The sequence below is a fragment of the Desulfosediminicola flagellatus genome (genome assembly GCF_005116655.2).
Taxonomy (GTDB): Bacteria; Desulfobacterota; Desulfobulbia; order Desulfobulbales; family Desulfocapsaceae; genus Desulfopila; species Desulfopila flagellata.
This window is the reverse complement of sequence record NZ_CP050698.1, coordinates 5,134,533-5,153,397: the sequence shown is the minus strand read 5'-3', so window position 1 is coordinate 5,153,397 and position 18,865 is coordinate 5,134,533. Positions and strand designations below refer to the sequence as shown.

General features: G+C 43.9%; 13 protein-coding genes and 1 riboswitch. Of the genes, 2 read left to right on the top strand and 11 right to left on the bottom strand.

The features are described 5' to 3' along the window. Positions 1-22: 22 nt before the first annotated feature. From FCL46_RS21335 to FCL46_RS21325, 3 genes are all read right to left on the bottom strand, one after another. A complete protein-coding gene (locus FCL46_RS21335; RefSeq protein ID WP_136809000.1) occupies positions 23-412 on the bottom strand; it encodes a hypothetical protein in 390 nt (129 codons plus the stop codon). 167 nt (positions 413-579) lie between these two features. Next, positions 580-653: riboswitch (cyclic di-GMP riboswitch) on the bottom strand. A gap of 143 nt (positions 654-796) precedes the next feature. Beyond that, positions 797-2,146: a dihydrolipoyl dehydrogenase family protein gene (locus FCL46_RS21330; RefSeq protein ID WP_136809001.1), complete on the bottom strand. Its 1,350-nt coding sequence runs from the start codon at positions 2,144-2,146 to the stop codon at positions 797-799. A gap of 275 nt (positions 2,147-2,421) precedes the next feature. Beyond that, positions 2,422-3,543: a sensor histidine kinase gene (locus FCL46_RS21325; protein WP_136809002.1), complete on the bottom strand. Its 1,122-nt coding sequence runs from the start codon at positions 3,541-3,543 to the stop codon at positions 2,422-2,424. A gap of 704 nt (positions 3,544-4,247) precedes the next feature. Here FCL46_RS21325 and FCL46_RS21320 point away from each other — a divergent pair. Further along, positions 4,248-7,220: a PAS domain S-box protein gene (locus FCL46_RS21320; RefSeq protein ID WP_136809003.1), complete on the top strand. Its 2,973-nt coding sequence runs from the start codon at positions 4,248-4,250 to the stop codon at positions 7,218-7,220. A gap of 124 nt (positions 7,221-7,344) precedes the next feature. On the opposite strand, the gene FCL46_RS21315 is transcribed toward FCL46_RS21320, so the two are convergent. The 8 genes from FCL46_RS21315 to FCL46_RS21280 all read right to left on the bottom strand — a co-directional run bounded on the left by FCL46_RS21315 (position 7,345) and on the right by FCL46_RS21280 (position 17,545). After that, complete coding sequence (locus FCL46_RS21315) at positions 7,345-7,989, bottom strand: hypothetical protein (RefSeq protein ID WP_136809004.1); 645 nt, start codon at positions 7,987-7,989, stop codon at positions 7,345-7,347. A 45-nt stretch (positions 7,990-8,034) separates the two neighbouring features. Further along, the gene (locus FCL46_RS21310) at positions 8,035-8,820 is read right to left on the bottom strand and encodes a transglutaminase-like cysteine peptidase (protein WP_136809005.1); all 786 of its coding nucleotides are present in this window, start codon (positions 8,818-8,820) and stop codon (positions 8,035-8,037) included. 432 nt (positions 8,821-9,252) lie between these two features. Then, a complete protein-coding gene (locus FCL46_RS21305) occupies positions 9,253-10,314 on the bottom strand; it encodes a DUF2955 domain-containing protein (RefSeq protein WP_167505971.1) in 1,062 nt (353 codons plus the stop codon). A 14-nt stretch (positions 10,315-10,328) separates the two neighbouring features. Beyond that, entirely contained in the window at positions 10,329-11,462 is a 1,134-nt protein-coding gene (locus FCL46_RS21300) for an HlyD family secretion protein (protein ID WP_136809007.1), read from the bottom strand. Between the two features lie 36 nt (positions 11,463-11,498). After that, the gene (locus FCL46_RS21295) at positions 11,499-12,182 is read right to left on the bottom strand and encodes a potassium channel family protein (protein ID WP_136809008.1); all 684 of its coding nucleotides are present in this window, start codon (positions 12,180-12,182) and stop codon (positions 11,499-11,501) included. Between the two features lie 3 nt (positions 12,183-12,185). Next, a complete protein-coding gene (locus tag FCL46_RS21290; protein WP_217909485.1) occupies positions 12,186-13,730 on the bottom strand; it encodes an efflux transporter outer membrane subunit in 1,545 nt (514 codons plus the stop codon). Next, positions 13,727-14,824 (bottom strand): AI-2E family transporter, encoded by a 1,098-nt coding sequence (locus FCL46_RS21285; RefSeq protein WP_136809009.1) that lies wholly within the window; start codon positions 14,822-14,824, stop codon positions 13,727-13,729. The genes FCL46_RS21290 and FCL46_RS21285 overlap by 4 nt, the downstream gene beginning before the upstream one ends. A 360-nt stretch (positions 14,825-15,184) precedes the next feature. Further along, positions 15,185-17,545: a fatty acid cis/trans isomerase gene (locus FCL46_RS21280; protein ID WP_136809010.1), complete on the bottom strand. Its 2,361-nt coding sequence runs from the start codon at positions 17,543-17,545 to the stop codon at positions 15,185-15,187. 448 nt (positions 17,546-17,993) lie between these two features. Here FCL46_RS21280 and FCL46_RS21275 point away from each other — a divergent pair, with 448 nt between their 5' ends. Further along, positions 17,994-18,839 carry an endonuclease/exonuclease/phosphatase family protein gene (locus tag FCL46_RS21275; protein ID WP_167505972.1) on the top strand — a complete coding sequence of 282 codons (846 nt, stop codon included), beginning with the start codon at positions 17,994-17,996 and terminating at the stop codon, positions 18,837-18,839. The last annotated feature ends 26 nt before the right edge of the window (positions 18,840-18,865 follow it).

The following is an 18,865-nucleotide window of genomic DNA, read 5'->3' as shown; positions in this document are numbered from 1 at the left end:
TGCTATGCAACGCTACTACTATTTATGGACAACCAGCCAAAATCTTTTTTAATTCATCTGCCGCATATTTTTCTGGAATAGCAGCCAAAGGAGCCTCTGAAAAAGCTATCTCTGTGGGTGTGGGGATTGCCAGAACATGCCTTTGAAAACCAACAATCCCCGGCATTATTTCCTTATCCCTGTGCGAAATGATTTTTGCCACACCAAACTGTTTCTCCAATTTGGGTACTACGACCTCCCACATGTCATTGGGGCTCAATTCCCCATTCATGGTCTTGAGGCAATGTTCATTGTCGTCAAAAAAGGCGACAATAACCTCTAAATGATCAAGTGTTGGATTGATAATCTGAAGGGCTGTACCAACACCGAACCGACTCTCCCAGGAGCCTACGAGATATGCGCTGAATGACATGATGTTCCTCCCTGTGGTTACCTCATGTGGACATTAATGGCTGCCTCAAAATTTTGTGAAACTGTATGATGGCTATGATGGCATAAGGCAACCGCTGGCTAAATCCATCAACGTAATGTCACAATCTTCAGTATCAGTAGAAATAGAAAAGCCGGGCTACCTTGTCTCAAGGTAGCCCGGCTTTCTCAACAGACCCGTAGCTTTCCGTCCCTACCTTACGACAGGTTTGGCTTTATCGTCGACTAAAACATCTTCCTTTTGTAACAAAAGCTAGGACAGGTCGAGAGTAGATGCAATACGACAGAGTGGTGTGCGGTTAAGTTGCAAGTGGTGGAGTAACAGCGTATTCATTCTTCTTTGAGAAAAGCCAATAGCAGTGTTACCTTATTTCACCATGTATTTTAGATCAGATGTGTAGGTTGGATAGGCCCACATGAAATCAGCAAGATTTTTTGCTGTAATCTTGAATTTGATTGCCAGGGCGAACACATTTATTACTTCTGAACTATTGTGTCTGGCAATGTGAGCGCCAACAATGAGATCTGTGGAGTTATCAATAATGACTTTATACGAGGCGTGTTCTTCACCTATCCGTTTAGATGATGGCCACTGTGTCGTGGTTCCTTGGTTTACCCGTATATCGAGACCGTTTTCTTTGGCTTGCTCTTCCGTTAAGCCAACTGAACCAATGTTTGGGATAGTAAAGACTGCACTTGGAATTTCTGAATAATCTATGGTTGTGCTGTTGCCGTTTACAATGTTCTGAACAACTGTCTGCCCTTCTTTATCCGCGACCGGTGCCAGCATATATGGCGTAGCGGCGCAATCACCTATTGCATAGACTTTTGGGTTTGTAGTGCTTTGCAGAAAATCATTTACAATTACTCCCTTGGACGAGAAAGAAACATTGCCCTTTTCTCCGTCTAATACAGAAAGATTAGGTATACGGCCTGTAGCTTCGATAATAAGATCGGTCGTAATTACATCTCCTGTAGACGTGTGCAGCAGATATTCGTTACCATTTTTTATAACTTTTGATGGAGAAGTGTTAAGCAGAACATTGATGCCAGATGCTGCGCTGGCCTGCATAATCGTCGTCACAATGTCATTGTCAAAAGATCTGAGCGGGCGTGATGAGCGGTTCATAATGACAACTTCCTGGGCACCGGTTCTGGCTGCGACATGAGCAAATTCAAATGAGATATACCCGCCACCGATAAATACAATCCGTTTCGGAAGATCTGGCATGTCCAGAAAATATTCACTGTCGTGAAGGAACTCACTGCCTTCGATATCACTGTGCCGGGGTACTGCTCCGGTTGCCAGAATAATACGGTTGGCTTGCAAGAGATCATTGCCGACCTGTACCTCGTTATCAGCGGTCATTCGGGCTCTGCCATGATAGGTTGCTACGCCCTTCTTTTTCCAATGTTTGACATCGGCTTCTGATCGTCCTTTGAGGAATTCATTTTTCAAATCCTGTAAGGCTTTCCAGTCTGTTGTAGGGGTTGAGGTGATGCCACGACCATGTAAGTGGTTTGCCATGGCGACCGCCTCAGCATTACTTACCAGGTATTTCTTGGGCTGGCAGCCACGTAGGGCACAGGTTCCGCCATAGGGACGTTCATCGACAACGGCTATCTTAAAAGTAGAATTTTTGCTTAACCCATCAATTGCATAATAGGCTGAGGTACCAGATCCAATTACAATTACATCATATTCATATCGGTTCATACAGAGCCTCTGAGGTTAAAAGTTTTTTTGCGATGCGTGCTGATGATGAATGATAAGGTTAACCGAGCAGAAAGAGGAAATGGTTTGGGGGTTGTTAAGTTGTAAACTAGTCAGAAATAGCCGTCTAACTAGTTTCCGTCCTAAAACGACCTTGCTGCTCAATATCAGCGTTGTGGCCCGAATTTTATCCTCAGAATATCAGCTATATGCTTGCGGTAAAATTTGAGCCGCGCCTCGATCTTGAACAAAATGCTGAGTTTTAGGATGAAAACTAACTATATCGGGTGCGAAAATCTGAAGAGTGTACCTTCTCCGGGTGAAGAGCTGAATGTTACTTTTCCTCCAAGGATCCCTTCTCCAAACAGCTTCATTGAGTAGGTTCCTATGCCTCTGCCGGACTCGTTTTTTGTACTGAAGTTACGTTGGAAAATTCGCTTTTGTATTTCTTGCGGGATAAGTGCATCGTTCCAGACACAGAAAGTTAGGTACGTTTGAGTAGGTGGTGCAATCCAGATTTTTACTTCGTTGTCTATTTCAGTGGCTTCCAATGCGTTAACTATCATATTGATGAGGATGCGATAGAGTGCTGATATGTCCGTTGTGATTTCAAAATCTTCATCTGGTTCTTTAAATACCAGTTTTTTACCGACTGCTGCTTTGTGGTGTGAAAAAAACTGGTTGAGATCATTGAAAACCTTTGGGGCTTTTACCCGAGTCCATAGAGGTTGGTAGGTGGTATGTTGTTCTGTGGAGAGACAGCGTTGGATTTCGATTTCTTTATGTAGCCGCAGAGATGCCTGATGGATGATTTCTGCAAGCTGAGAAGGCGCTTGTATCTGAAGAAGTTCGCTTGCATGGACGAGCATGGTTAGTGCATTATTAACATCATGGAAAAATGTGCGTTCCAGAGCTGCCCGTTGCTCCTGGGCTGTAATATCTGTGGCAAAAAGGAGCTGATACTGTGAGTTGTTGATAGTTATCGGGTGACACCGGATTGATAGGGCGACATCGATGGTTTCTCCACCTCTGGAGGCTTGTATAGCACATGTACGTTCAACCGGAATGTTTTGCTCTTGACAGGTTACTATAGCAATAGCCGCACCGCAGGTTGAACAATATTTGCTCGTTCCGCACCCGGCTTCTTCCTCGTGAGCATGGATACACCCAACTGCTTCACCTGGTCTCAGCCCTAGAGCCTCTGACGGATCTGAGATACCAAGCATCTTTAGAAACGAATCGTTAATGGCAATTATCTGTCGATGTTCATTCAATACGGCAAGCAGGCCACCAACAGAATGGAGTACGCTTGAAACAATTGGGCTTTGGCTGACGATTTCAATTTCTGCGGCAAGTTGCTGCTTGTCTGATCGTTCCGGTGAAGCGAAATAGGTTTTCATCTAGATCTCCAAACGATTTCTCATAGAGTTCATGTGGCGCTTAATACCCATCAGAAGAGTGTAACATAATAGACTGGCTATACCAATGGTGGGGATGTGTCAGGCCTGTCATGCGTGCCTGAATGACTCCTTGCAAAATGTCAACTTTTGGATGATTACTGTTTTTATGCAGGTGTCATCTCAAATTTCGAGATAAACAGTAATCCCTCAACAGGGCGATAAAAAGGATACATCAAAGATACGTGATGGTCGTAAAACTATCGATAAACTACTTGTAATATTGTGTGTGCAAATCTTTGTGCTGCTCAGTTCAGTCGCCGGATTTACCTATTATTGTGATGGACAGATAGCTTTAACCGGCCAAGAAAACGAGTGTATTGCAATTGTCGTTAGTTGACCATCTCACTTAGCAATATTTAGGCTATCCAGAACTCTCAGCTGTTGAAGGTGTTTCAGGTCTAAAGAGTTCATTATAAGCGATTGAGTTACCAGGCTGTAAAAGCAATTCCTATTAATGACAGCTGTGATATTCTATGAGAGTCTATTGAGATTGCCTCAGCATTATTGAAAAATGTCATAATGGATCACAGTATTGGATTGAAAAGAGGATGAACACCTTCGTAATGAGATTTTAAAGACATCCCTATCGTGCTGGACGATGAGGGATGCACAATCAACACCAACGATAAAGGCAGTTGATTTTGATGGAAATGAATGGAAATCTGCTTGACCTGATTGGAAGTGAAAAGCTCAATCAGCTTCAGCAACGCTTTTACGATGCGACAGGTTTTGCTAATGCATGTCTTGATTCTGAGGGGCGCCTCCTCTGTTTTGCCGGTGAAACTGAACCTGCCTGTATGGACATTATCCGTGCAAGTTCTCTGGGATTGCAACGATGTCAGGCAATAGCAAATGAGAAGCCGTCCTTTGTGGGTGGTAGGAAATCAAAAGTCCTTCGTTGTCATGCAGGTATGCTGGATGGCAGAATCCCTATTGTTGTTGGGCAGAAAACAATGGGTTTTCTGGTCATGGGGCAGGTTTTTGACAGTCCTCCTGACAAAGAAGAGGCCATGAGTTATGCCAATGAACTGGGGCTCGACCCTGAAGTGTATTGGAATGCCCTGAAGAAGGTCAGGATTGTATCCAGAGATAAAGTAGAATCAGCGGCCATGTTGCTCGAGTTTATGGGGCGCGAAATCGCTACAATGGCTTCCGCAAATATACAGCTGCAAAAAGAGGTGGATTCCAGGAAGAAGACTGAGCAGCAACTTCTTCGCCTCAATAGTGAGTTGGTCAAAGCAAATGAGGAACTGCAGCAGGAGCGTAATCTCTTTGTCACTGGTAATGTTGTTGTATTTAAATATAGGAATACAGATGGTTGGCCGGTTGAGTATGTTTCACAAAATGTGCATGAGCTGCTCGGTTATGAAGTTGAAGATTTTCTCTCCGGCAAAGTTTCGTATATAGATCTGATTTATCCGCCTCATCTTGATCGTGTAATAGAGGAAGTTCGTGGTCATGAACACGAGGGAGCCAGTCGATTTTCGCAGACTCCTTACTGCCTGGTAGGTAAAAACGGACAGCTTATCTGGGTAGAAAATTTCACAACAGTCATTCGAGATACATATCAGAAGGTAACCCACTTTCAGGGATACCTTGTTGATATTACATCTCTTAAAGATAATGAAGAGCGGTTTCGACTACTTGTGGAAAATGCACGGGATGCAATCTTTCTTGCGGATTCTACTGGTCGATTTGTCATGGTCAATGAGCAGGCGTGTATCTCCACCGGATACAGCGAGCAGGAACTGCTCACTATGTTTACTAATGAAATTGAAGTTGGACATACTGATGATGAGATATTGGCAATTTTCAATGACCTCAACCAGGGATTACCGCATAGAAGTCAAGGGCTTCACAGAAAGAAAGATGGAACAACCTTTCCTGTGGAGGTAGCAATATGCAGCTACACCACCAGAGAACAAACCTATATACTGGGTGTTGCCCGTGATATCACTGAGCGCCAGCGAGCTGATCAGGCACTGGTTGAGAGCGAAAAAAGATACAGAAGCATATTTGATTTTACTCCGGCTTCCATTTGGTTAGAGGACTTTTCTGAGATCAAAAAAAGTATTGATGTCTTGCTGGCGACAGGAGTTACTGACCTTAAAGCCTACTTAGAGACTGACATTGGTTTTACCCGAAAAATAGCCTGCAAAGCAAACATTATAGATGTCAATTCCGCATGCCAGGCCTTGTTTGAGGCAGACGATCGTGATCAGCTGATGAACAGGCTGGATCGTGTGCTTAATGAAGATAGGGCATTACCTCTTTTCATTGAGGGATTGGTGGATTTGGCCAGTACCGGTAAATCTAAATCGCAACTATATACAATCAATACTTTGAAAGGAAACAGGAGGGTTATCCGAGTCAGTAGTGCTGTTGATCCAGGGTGTGAATCTGACTGGTCAAGAGTCTTAATCTCTCAGGTTGATGTTACTGAATTGCTGGATGCTCAACAACAGGCCGAGCTTGCCAATCATGCAAAATCTATTTTCCTGGCAAATATGAGTCATGATTTGCGAACACCCATAAATGGAATTATGGGTACGCTTCAATTACTTAGGTCGGAAAGTTTAGAAGAAAATCAGCAGCATTATGTGGATATGGGGATTACTTCATGTAAACGATTATCCGGTATAATTGCAGATATCCTCGATATTACCAAAATCGAGGCCGGGAAGTTGGACCTTCATCAGGAACCGTTTAATTTCAGTGAGGTCCTAAGCAGTGTGGATGACATGTTTTCTCTTGTTGCTGAAAGCAAGAAACTCTACCTTTCAATTCAGTATAATACGGACATTCCTGAGCTATTGATTGGAGATGAAAACAGATTATCCCAGATTCTGATGAATCTCGTAAGTAATGCAATAAAATTCAGCCGCGAAGGTGGGATAAAAATTGAAACAGATGTCTTACACCGCAATGGGACTCATGCTGTTCTTTTAATCACTATTGCAGATACCGGGATAGGGATTGCTGATGAGGATCAGGTTGCCCTTTTTGAGAGCTTTACTCAAGTGGCAAACAATTCTGAAAGGCAGGGGGCAGGCCTTGGTCTGGCTATTGTCAGACAGCTTGTTCTCTTGATGGGTGGCGGACTCTGCTTTGAGAGTCAGCAAGGTGTGGGATCTACATTTTATCTTCATTTGCCGTTTCATATTCAGGATAGGCCTGCACAAAATGGTATTTCGACTCATACGTTGCATCAGGTAATACCAATTACTTCGTTTAATGCTCTTGTTATTGAGGATGATAAAATCAGCCGGATAGTTATCTCTCGTATGTTGAAGGCAATAGGGGGACAGGTTGACCTGGCAGTCTCCGGCGAAGAAGGCTTAGAGATGTTGGTAATAAACGATTATGATATCATATTTACCGATGTACAGCTTCCCGGAATCGATGGTCTTGAAGTGACAAGGATTTTACGCCATAACAAAAAATATTCTCATAGAGCTGACATTCCGGTAGTTGCAATGACCGCTAACGCAATGGCCGGAGACAAAGAGAAGTGCATTGATGCCGGTATGAACGACTACATTTCAAAGCCTATCGAGGTTGGGTTATTGACTTCGGTTATTCAAAGGCAGGTAAGTAGTAAGAAATATTCTACGTAAAAGGAAAGGCAAGCAGAGCAAGTTGTTGCCCTGCTTCTCACCTTAATCCCTTAGACCTCACATCCTTGAGCTGATTCGTAGTTATGATCGGTTTCGTTTTTGAATAATACGGTTGAGGGAAAGATTATATTGCATACACATTTTCCTCAATTTTGACTTTCAGCTCTTCGTTATGTTTTTCCAGGGTATCGAGTTGTTTGTTATTTAGCGCACCTTTAAGTTTTTTCTGTAAATCTTTAGCCCATTCATCGTATCGAGTCTTAAATTCGCCAAGGCTTTCTGTGCCTTTTCTGGAAACATCATTTAGGAGATCAGCAAGCTGGTTAAAGCTATCGTCAAGCATCGGTTTAAGCTTTACGACCTGTTCTTCTGTCAGTTCAAGAAGTGCTGATACTTCGTCAATGATGGTTTCGTTTACCCGCTGAATCGCCTCCTTATCGATGTTTTTCAAATAATCTTGGAGCTGTTGCATTTCCTCGCTGGTCAGCACATCCTGTACTTTTTTCTCAGCATCTTTTGACAAGGTTTCAAAATTTTTTGAGAGCTTCTCAAGCTCTGCAAAACCCTTGTCTATAGATTCATGAATGGATTTTTTCAATTCAGTACTTTTCTCATCAAGTGCAGGCTTGAGTTTTTCCAGTTTTTCTTGTGACAGTTTAATTTTTTGCTCAAGATCAGTGATCATTTTTTCAGTATCGAATTCGTCTGTGCCATAAGCAGGTAGAACACTCAACATCAGAACAAAAGCAACGAGTATAATTTTGTACATTCTATCCTCCATGAAGTTTATCGAGTGTCTCGATTTAGATGAAAATTATTCGTCTCGGACAGCCTTCAAGTCAGGGGGCTCCGCCCACTCAGGTATCAACGGTTTTCCTCCATTAAAAGGGAGATAGCTGGCTGTGTTTTCCCGTGCGCGTTTTTTTACAGTGAGCCATTTTTGAAGTGTGCTGTTTTCCTTTTTTGCCAGCACTGAGCGATTACCATTGCCTTCATCTTTTATAACAAAGAGATCACCGTTGTTTTTAAATGCGTAAACGGCCATCAAATCTTTTCGTTCTTTTGCTGTAACCACATCGGGATGAAGGTTGTCCAAAATAAGAGATTCTTTGTCTGGGGCCGATTTATACACCATAACGATATGTCGTTCTTTCTTTGCTGTAATCACATAGGCAAAGCCCATGCTGTCATCATTAAATCCCATGAGGCGGAGTGCTGTATATTTGGCAATGGCTATATCCTCACAATCACCGCCGAAGGTGGTCATGGTCTCAAACGGTGTGGCCCAGTAGTCTTCCTGCTTCCAGAGATTTGAATCCGCGATCCACTGAAGACCATTCATATAATCATTTACAATCTCCAGCTGTTCCATTTCATTTTTATTGAGATTATTCCGGATAAGGTCGTATAGATCTCTGATCCTTTCAGAAGCTTTTAGTCCATGACGTTTTTCAACTTCAGCAAAAACCTGCTCATCCCATACAGGAAAGCGTTTTTCAGCAAAAGATAGAGAAGTGCAAATAGCTATTATGAATAGGTTGATAGAGATGAAAAATGAGAATATCAGACAATAATGCTGATATGTGTTGTGTTGTTTCATTGTTGTATCCACCTGATGATTCTGCCTAATATTGCAGATGATCTCGTTATGCCCAGTGTGTTGTAAACCTTAAGATGTCGTAATATTTCTGAGAATTGTGAAATCTTCGGGCTAACTTCACAAACATTGTGTTTTTAATTATGCACAAGTGCTGCACCAGAGTCAAAATGAGGTGATCTGTGAGAGATTTCTCCAGTTGTCTACCGCTTTCTTGACTCGTTCAGAAGCTGAATAGATAGACGGTCGTTTGATGCGGTCTGAAAGACGGCATCAAGGGGCAGGAGCAGGTCTAAAATCCTCGAGTGAGTTCTCATCCTGAAACACGTCAGTCAATACGATCAAGGTAAACGATCAATTAATCACACCAAAGCCTGGAAAACATCATAACTGTAGGTGTTCATAGAGCGCCTACCAATAAAATGCTCATTGTTGTCAGGAAGTAATGTTTTTCCTTCGATTTGCAACTCCGTGAATCAGTTTTCGTAATCCCCACTTTTTGGGACGCAGAAAGTGCTCAACCAACATCAGGCCCATGAGAGTAAATAACCCGGCGAAGAGAACCTGGGCAATACGCAGGTAGAAATTTGCTGCAGCAGTTTTATCAACGCCTGTTGAACTTCCCAGTAAAATCAGAAAGGTTGTATATCCTGATGTGAATGCTGCAGCATGCGTTCCGCCGCCATAGATTTGCTTGCAGAAAAAGAGCGAAAACACAAGGGTTAGCATGATAAGAAACAGGTAGACAGGTACTGCCACAAGCAGATTGAAAGCTATTATTATGGCAAAGCCACCAATACACGTCGCGGTGGCGTTTGCTTTCATGACGACAACAGATGCATTGGTGTTGGGCGTGCCTGCCATGAAACAGATATAGATCATTGCAAGAGCATGTTGGGATAAGTTCAGGGCAAAAAAGATGATGACTGCAGTAAGTGCAACAAGAGTACTGACCACTGCCAGGCGTGCTCTTTCTGCATTATCGGGTTGTGGTGGAGGCTGGGCTGCTTTTTTTTGCTGTGGTCCCTGTTCAGCCAGACTATTTGGACAAAGGCTATGGAATATCCATGCAAAGATCAGCCCCCCAACCATGTTGAGCAGAAGATAGGAGGCGATAACATGTGCTACTCCCTGACCTGAAAAACTTATGATCGGAATCATGGTGATTCCCATTGTCATGAACATGGCAGCCATAGGAGGGGCAGTTGGTGTATCGTTATAATAGATAAAAAAGAGAAGCAATCCATATACAGGAACACAGAGCAACGGATAATTGAGCAGAAATTCACTTATAGCAATACCCAACAGGAGCGAATAGCCAAGACGAAACACAAGCTGTCGTGCCATTCTTGCTCCAATCCAGACAGGCATGGCCAGAAACATAAAGGTGAAAATGGGCGTAAGAAATGAAAGGAACCAACTACCGCCGTAACTCACAGCGACAGCAGCGGTAACGCCGGTGGAAAGCCGAAATATTGAAAGATTTTGCAGAGTCAAGTCTAGCCACCAATCTAATAGACATGGGAGACAATACTGATCATCCTGATCCAGAATTTTCCGAGAAAGTTTAAAATTGAATTATCCCCAGTATAAATAATTACATTAACCTGACCGCCGACCCGTTTGAAATTTTTAGATGCATCATCAGAAAATTGTATCAATACTGGCATATGTTGGGCCTGTCTGAGCCATCCTTGTGTAGGTTGAACAGTTGTCAGTCCTCCGAGGGTGTTATTCACATTATCGGAAACACCATACCCTACACTCATTACCTCACCGTTAAACACTCTGCCGGGGGCTGCATCAAGTACCAGTTCTACAGGGTTTCCGGCTTTCATGTTCATTAAACAGTTTTCTCTCATATCTGCCTGAATCCAGACAAATCGGGTAGATATAAAAGTCATTAGCGGAGAACCAATACTGGCATAATGGCCGACATCAATAGTCAGATTGGTAATGATTCCATTAGAAGGTGCCTGAATTGAGCTGCGGGCAAGATCAAGCTGGGCTGTCTCCAGAGCTACCAGTGCCGATCGTACACGAGCGTTATCTTTGCCGGTATTGCCAAGATTACTCTTTGCCTTTTCAAGCTCGGAACGTGCACTCGCCAACTTGGCTTTGTTCGCTTCAATCCGCGAGCGGGCATCATCTGCTCTTGAGACAGATGCCGCGCCCTGTGTGGAGAGTTTAATTATACGTTTACCCTTCACCTCTGCATTTCTTAGGTTGGCTTCTGCCTCTGCGACCTTTGCCTGAGCGGTTGTAACAGAAGAAATATCCGCCTCAGATGATTGGGTCGCGAGTTGCAAATCAGCTTCTGCCCTACGAACTGCCAATTCATATTTTGTTGAATCTATTACTGCCAGTACCTCGTCGTTGGTAACCAGCTGGTTGTTGGTAACATTTACACGGTTTAACGTTCCGGATACTTCCGGAACAATAGGCACAACAAATGCTTCTATCCTTGCGTTACTGGTGTAGGGCGTGTATTTGTCAGCCATAATATGGCCGGTGAATATAGCGATACAGGCAATAATAATTGCAGTCGTCCATGATGTGACAGCACTACTTCCGCTACCTTTTTCCGGAGCTGTTGATGCGCTATTTTCAACAGCTGAATCGGGATTCTTTTTATCGTCAGACATAATGTGAAAACCTGTAATAGAAAATGAGTGGGTGCTTCAGTCTTTTTTTGGTCGATCCTGCCGGGCGACGAAGTTACCGACGTACCAGGCCACAATTACAGCGGTAAAAAATTGTCCAATTATTGCTTCAAACTGACACAGGGCTGCTGCACCCGGTGTCTGCGGGGTTATATCTCCGTAGCCGAGAGTGGTAAGTGTTACCATGCTGAAATAATTAAAAACAATAAGTTGTCTTCCCTTTGTATTTTCAAGCATTGCTCCGGAATAGGCTTCGGGATTTATCTCATAAAGCAGAGCGTATAAAGTTCCCCAGAAAAGACCGATTATCAGGTAGAGGCAGAGAGTTGCACAAAGAAGATTAAAGGTAATGTGTTTGGAACGGCTTATCTGAATGGCAAATGATATGACTAACAAGCAATAATAGAGGGCTATCAGACTATATGAACCCAGCCGGCTGAACGGAATCAGGTTATAAATATCGAGCCAGTATAAAATCAGGACAGGGAGCAACGCTGCCATTGCAAAAGATCGGTAGTTTTGTTGTTTTTGAACCGCCAGGACGCTAAAGCATAATGTGAGTGAAAGTAACGTATGGGCAACAAACGAGAGCGAGGGATACGAGCTGATAAACGGACTTCCGAAAATATAGATCAGTAGGAAGCATAATAGATTTCTAAAGCCGTATTCTCTGGAATTGAATTTATCTAAAAATTTAAACATATTTTACTCGGTGGCAGTGGGTACGGGTGAGAGCAGTGTACCCCAATCGGTTCTGCTCTCCATCTCATCTCTTACTTCATCCGGTAGATACGGTTCTTTCTCTGAAATATTCCAGCCACCACCAAATGCCTTGTAGAGGGCTATTGTAAAATTGGCTATTTTGCCTGTTGTCTGGGCATATTGATCTTCTTTCTGGGTGACGGCGCGAATCGAATCCAGTACCCGCTGATAGTCTGCGAGGCCTTCTGTATACTGCAACATCGATAGCTCGGCAGATCGTCTCGATGTTTCGACACTTTTTTTCAGAAGTTCAGCTTCTTTGCGAGAATGAACAAGACTCTGCATTGCATCTTCCACCTCTCTTGCGGCATTAAGTACGGTTTCCTGATACCTGATAACCGCTTGCTGAAAGCGGGCATCCTGAATGCGGACCTCGTTCTTTAATCGTCCATAATTGAAGACGCTCCAGGTAAATCCCGGCCCAAAATTATATGAAAAACTGTTTGAGTCAAAAAGATCATCAAGGCTGTTACTGCCTGCATCATCAGCACTCCAGCCGATGGAACCAAAGAGGGTAAAGCTCGGCAGCAGTTCTGTGCGGGCGATACCTATCTGCTCGCTTTGGGCGGCGGCCGCCATTTCAGATCGACGAATATCAGGCCTGCGACGCAGCAGTTGGGCAGGAATAGTCAGTGCTACCTGAGAGGTGAAATCGGGTACATTTCCTTCGGGCTGGATGAGTAGACTAACCTCTTCCGGCATCATACCCAGAAGCACCCCTAAGCTGTTTATATAGGTTGCGAGTGTGGCCTCAAATGAAGGAATTGTTGTCAGTGTGCTGTAGAGCAAAGTCTTGGCCTGGAGGATATCGAGTTCCGTTACTACTCCGGCCTCGAATTGCAGAGTTACAAGCCGCAGAGATTTTTCCTGAAGTTCTGCGTTTGTTTGTGCTAGCTTAATTCGCTCCTGCACCGTACGGATATCCACGTATGTTCTTGCTACTTCTGCTGTGAGACTGACAAGAAGATCTTCATAATCCGCCATAGAAACCATAAGGTTAGCATCGGCGGACTCTATCGAACGGCGGAATTTGCCCCAGAAGTCCATCTCCCAGGCAACATCAAACCCTGTGGAGATTGAATTGAAATATCTGTCGGCACCTGTCTCTGGTGTTCCTGTGGTGAAAATATTTCCGTTAATATTCTGGGATTGCGGGTAGATGTTTCCCCTGACCCTGGCAAGCTGGGCCCGCGATTCGAGAATTCGTATAGCAGCTGTACGCAAAGTGAGGTTTTGCTCGTACGCTGTTCGTATCAGGGTGTTGAGAAGAGGGTCATTAAAATGCTCCCACCATGCAACAGAGTCGGGCTGTGAAGGACTCTTAAAGAGATCATTTTCCTCTTGGCTCCATGTTGTCGGGGGGGATTGGACTGGCAGTTGAAAATCCGGTCCGACCTTTGTGCACCCACTCTGCCAGATAATTATCAATACGATAAAAATGCGGAACATGAATTGACTGAACGTTGTTGAATTACAGTGCTGTGTCATGCCGTCTCCGAAGAACCAGCATCTGTTTTTTCCGTTTCACTCTCATCTACCCAGGCCATGAAGAGTGTAAAACTGATGGCCAGTATTACAGCTCCGACAAAGAGGCCGATAATGCCTGATAGCATCATTCCGCCAAGCGCACCCAAAAGAATTACCAGCATCGGAGCATCGACGCCGCGCCCCATGAGTACAGGCTTTAAAAAACCATCACAGCCGCTTACAACCAGCGCCCAGATTAGAAATAATATTGCAGGGACCTGGTCAGCAAAAGTGAATACCCAGGCAGCAACAGGCCCGAGTATAAGAATTGGCGGTAATTGGATTATCGCCAGAATAAGCACAAGCACTGCCCATAACCCGGCAGCAGGAACACCCACAAGCAACATCCCGATAACAGAGAGAACAGACTGAATTACCGCAACTCCGATAACACCCTGCATTACACCTCTGATTGTTGCTGTTGCCAGTGTTACCAGTTCAGGGCCTTTTTCCCCTGCAAATCGTGTAATTATTTTGTTTATAGCGCGTACCCCGCCTTCACCTGTAATAAGCAGGGCGGTGGCTATCATGATGGATATTATGAACATAAAAAGACCTTTGGCACTTCCGCCGGCCTTAGCCAACAGCGTTGTACTGGCTTCTCTCAGTTGGGGGGAGTATTTGGTGATTACGGCATCCAGATTGGTAGAAGCAAGATTCCATGTCGCATTTACAGGAGTGCCGATGACCGGCCAATCGGCAACACCAGGTGGTGGAGGCGGGACCCGCAAAACATCATTTTCTAATTGCTCAGACAACTCCTGAACCGCATTTACAGAGGAGGAGAGTAACATGAAAGTAGGAACGACCAGAGCAGCTATAGCCACAAGAGCAAAAATGATGGCTGAAATTTTTTTTCTGCCGCCTAAACGCTTTGCAAGCATCTCAACAAACGGATGCACAGCAACCGCAATGATGATCCCCCAGACTGCTGGCATGATAAAAGGTTGAATAATGCGGAGTGAAGCGACAGCCATAATCCCCAGTAACGCAATGCGTATAGCCGCATCAACAATATTTTGCCCCGAAAATTGATCTTGTGCAGAGGTGTTCATAGCTGTCCCTTTTTTAGAGATACATATTCTAGTGTCCTGTCATGCCTCAGATGTCTAATTCTGCTTGCCCTTTTCACTTCCTGACTTCGTTACTCCTTCAGTTACATAGCGCTGCTATGCTCCATCAGTCATGCCTTGCAGGAAGAGAAAAAGCTTCACAGTATTACGACATCTGACACATGACATGACACTAGGAGGCTGTCCGAGAATAGGGGTTTTGGTCAAAATCGAGACATTTTCAAAAAATAAGCACAGCCATGTACATGATATTGCGAGCATTATTTTTTGAAAATTCCGAAGAGTTTGAGCGAAAGGCCATTGTCGGACACACTCCTAGTGTATTTATTTGGCTAAACCGATCTACAGAGCCTTATAAAAATACCGATTAAGGTCAAAAAGACCTGACTGAACAGGTTGGTCATCGTCAAAGCGGCTCTGGAACCAATCATATACCTCCCAGAAATTCGGGTTGGCCCGATTTACACCGTAACTGTTGAACCTTCTTCTGGCTTCATCCTCTTCAATTGTGTCAAGATTAGTCATGAGATCAAAGAAGTCTTCAAGTTTGTCCTGTGTGATATCAATGAAGTAGTTGGGGTATGAGCCATGAAAACCTTGGATGAAGTCAGCCCGATCTTTTTCAGGCTTTAAGGTGTCAGCTTCTTTAAAGAGATAGGCGACATTGTCATGCCACCTGTTCATAATCATAGAGATAACTACATCGTTTCCATCGTTTTTCCTTACCCTGATATAGACAACATTAGCGTTATAATCGTTAACCAGTGAGACAAATTTAGTACCGGGCTGGGAAACTGAGCGGAACGCCTGGAGGTAATCAGCAAGTGTGACGTATTGATCAGGCAAAGGGGGATATTCAACTCCCGCAGGGAGATAATTGACCGGATCAAAAGTGATGTGTGTTTCCGGTTTGATATGCTCTTTTACGACATATTCAATAAATTCCTGTCGTGGAGTATCTGTTGAAAATGCTATTCCGGAAGGCATACCCGCATCGTAGTACGGAACTTTTTCCGGTTTTACTCCAATGTACCAGGACTCCATCATCTCCCGTCTTTTTTCAGCAGGCATATAATTGAGGAAGTAGCTTTCTCCTTCTTCCCGCAACCCATCCATATAGAGCCGAATTGCAAGTTGATGACCGAGTGTGCCGTACACATCAAACCCGGCAACAAGAGCATAGTAGATTCGTTCAAATAACGGATAATCTATAACCCACATGGTGCGCGGTAATGAGCCGAGAACACCTTTATGTACCGAGGCACTGTTAAAATGTCTGTAAACAGTAAGAATTGGTGCATCTGCAGGGGAGTTACCCTTCCAGAGGGACTCATAGTTCATCCCACTGTAATTATGGGTCATGTAATATTCCTGCCGGGCACGATAATATTTGTCGAGAGCCTGGTCATATTTATTGCCGATGAGATCGACCACGGGAAATTTGCTGCCTTTCTCGATTGGCATCATCAAATTGTCTTTTTGAAGCTTAAGAAAGGCTGGATATTTGATGCTCAAATCATGGTCAGGATCCTTAAACATGATCCAGAAATGGTCGTTTATGACATTGAGTGCTACCTGCCCCCGGCATACAGGGCCTCTGATAAAGGTCATGATAATGTAATGGGCATTATCAAGAAGAAATTGATAGCGGGAGCGTGGTGGAATCTGCGCAAAAGAGGCAAAGGGGTTGGCTGCAAAAACCGGTTCATATCCGACAATGTGTGGCTGTTCCAACCATTCAGGTTCAATGAAGAGCTCTTTGAAGCGCACCATTTTTGCATCGTCAAAATTGAAGACCATATGGGTTTTATGGACAATGGTCGAATGAATTTTTCGAAACCGATAGTAGAAGACTTCTACTTCCGGATCATCGTAAGGCCGGACAGTATCAATAATATCTACCGGGGTTCCGGGAGCTGTTTTTGAGCGAAGGAGTTCATAATATTCGTTTGTATCGGTTCCAAATTTTATATGCGCCAGAAAGAGATGCTCATAGAGATAACGGGCGGTCATTACGTATTTCGGATCGGGATTATTGAAAAACATTTCCCATTTTTTAATTTCAGCGACATCAGGATCTTTGGGGCTCGTTAATTCATCCTGCTCTGCCGGTGAGGGCCCTTTGGCACCCTGAGCAAGCCAGCCGGCGATGAGTTCAAATTCTTTCTGCTGAAGTGGCGGGAAACCGAATGGCATTCCATTATTGGGATGTTTGGAGAGGTATTTATCCAGCTCAATTGAGGTTGCAGAGCAGGTCAGATTTTCCGCCTCTGAGTTGTACTCTCCTTTGACTTCAGGCTTTTCCATCTTGTGGGAAAGAATCTGCAGCATGAGTGAGTTATTCAACCCTGCTGGAGCACTGTTATCCGTAACAGAATGAAAGTTTTTCTGTCGCCACTCCTCAGTGGTCATCGCATCGGTGAATAGCCTCGTCGGGTCCATGGTTGTCAGGCGAGTCGCGTTATAGACCTTATCCTTGCTGCCACCACGATCTACGCCTTCATATGAGTTGAGTTTCAACTGGCAGGGAGAATTGTAACAGGAGTGGCACACTGCACATCGTTTATCGAGCAGAGGTTTTATCTCCTGCAGGTAATTGACTGGATGAGACGGAATCAGAACAGCTATGGGATCAGGCGCTTTTTTTGCGCAACCAACAAGGACGGATAGGATAAGCACACACAAAAGCGATGGATATCTCATGGGTTCTTCCTGTTTATTGAGTTAGTCAGATTCGTTAAACGGTCTTGTATACTAAGATTACATTGAAAGTGGAACGAGGTTATCTCCCACGCATAACCTCGAAATTGTGCTAGAAAGTTCCCTGCTTCGTTCAAAGCACAAAAAATAGAAAAATCTCTATCCCATTACAGTGATATACTGGAATGTTAAGGCTTAGGTAGTTGTTGGGGCTTTGATCGGGCTGGTGTTATTTCTATTCTGCTATATTGTAGAGATGATTTACAAGGAAGTAGGCATTTTTTTTGTAAAATTTTAATATGAGGTATTACGTTTTTTGTAATAGTCTTTGAACCAGTTAGGCATATTTTGTCGTTTTAAGGTATTCAACGTGTCACCGTCCCAAATAATCAGGTTTAGAATAACTTCCAATAGATTAGCTGTAGTACTACTCTCACTCCTGATGAGTGTAATGTTCAGCTGCTCATTTGTTCCCAGGCAGGAGCAGTTTGTAACCGCTGCGATGTCACCGATGTATACTCGAAGTGCAGGAGAATGTGATGACGCTGAAGGTAGAGCAGCTACCCTAAAAGCAATAACTGGTCTCAACCCTGACCATATCTCAGTGTTTGACTGGAATATTTACAAGAGCAGGAAACCTGGATTAATCGAGGATCTCGTTCACCTATCCAGTGAAGCGGATATAGTACTTTTGCAAGAAGTCTCATTTAATACACCACTACGGGATGTTCTCCAAAACTCTCAACCCTTTTGGGACTTCAACAGTGCTTTTACGTATAAAGGAGTTGAAACAGGTGTTCTGATAGCTTCTGTGATTGAACCTCTTACGCGATGCGGGATGCGACAGACAGAGCCTGTGATCGGATTACCAAAAACTGCGGTCATCACCAGTTACCGGATAGCTGGTTCATCAAAAAAGCTGGTTGTGGCTAATGTCCATGCCATAAATTTTACGCTCGGAACTCAATCGTATAAAGAGCAATTTGAAGAAATTCGGGAAGCTCTTCGAGGCCATGACGGACCGCTTATACTTGCCGGGGACTTCAATAACTGGAATGATAGACGAGCAGAAATAATAGAGAGTCTTGCTGCTGAACTCAACCTTTCTACACTCGGTTTTTCAGACGGAGCCCGCACTACATTTTGGGGTAAGGCTGTCGATCATATTCTCTATCGGGGACTTGAACCGGTTACCCGAACAGCATATCAGGTGGAGTCATCAGATCATAACCCTATTTCAGTGGTTTTCCGTTTTACGGGAGAGCAGAATCTGGCAATCATACCTCATGAGAATTGAGATGAAACACACCTGTATACTGTTAT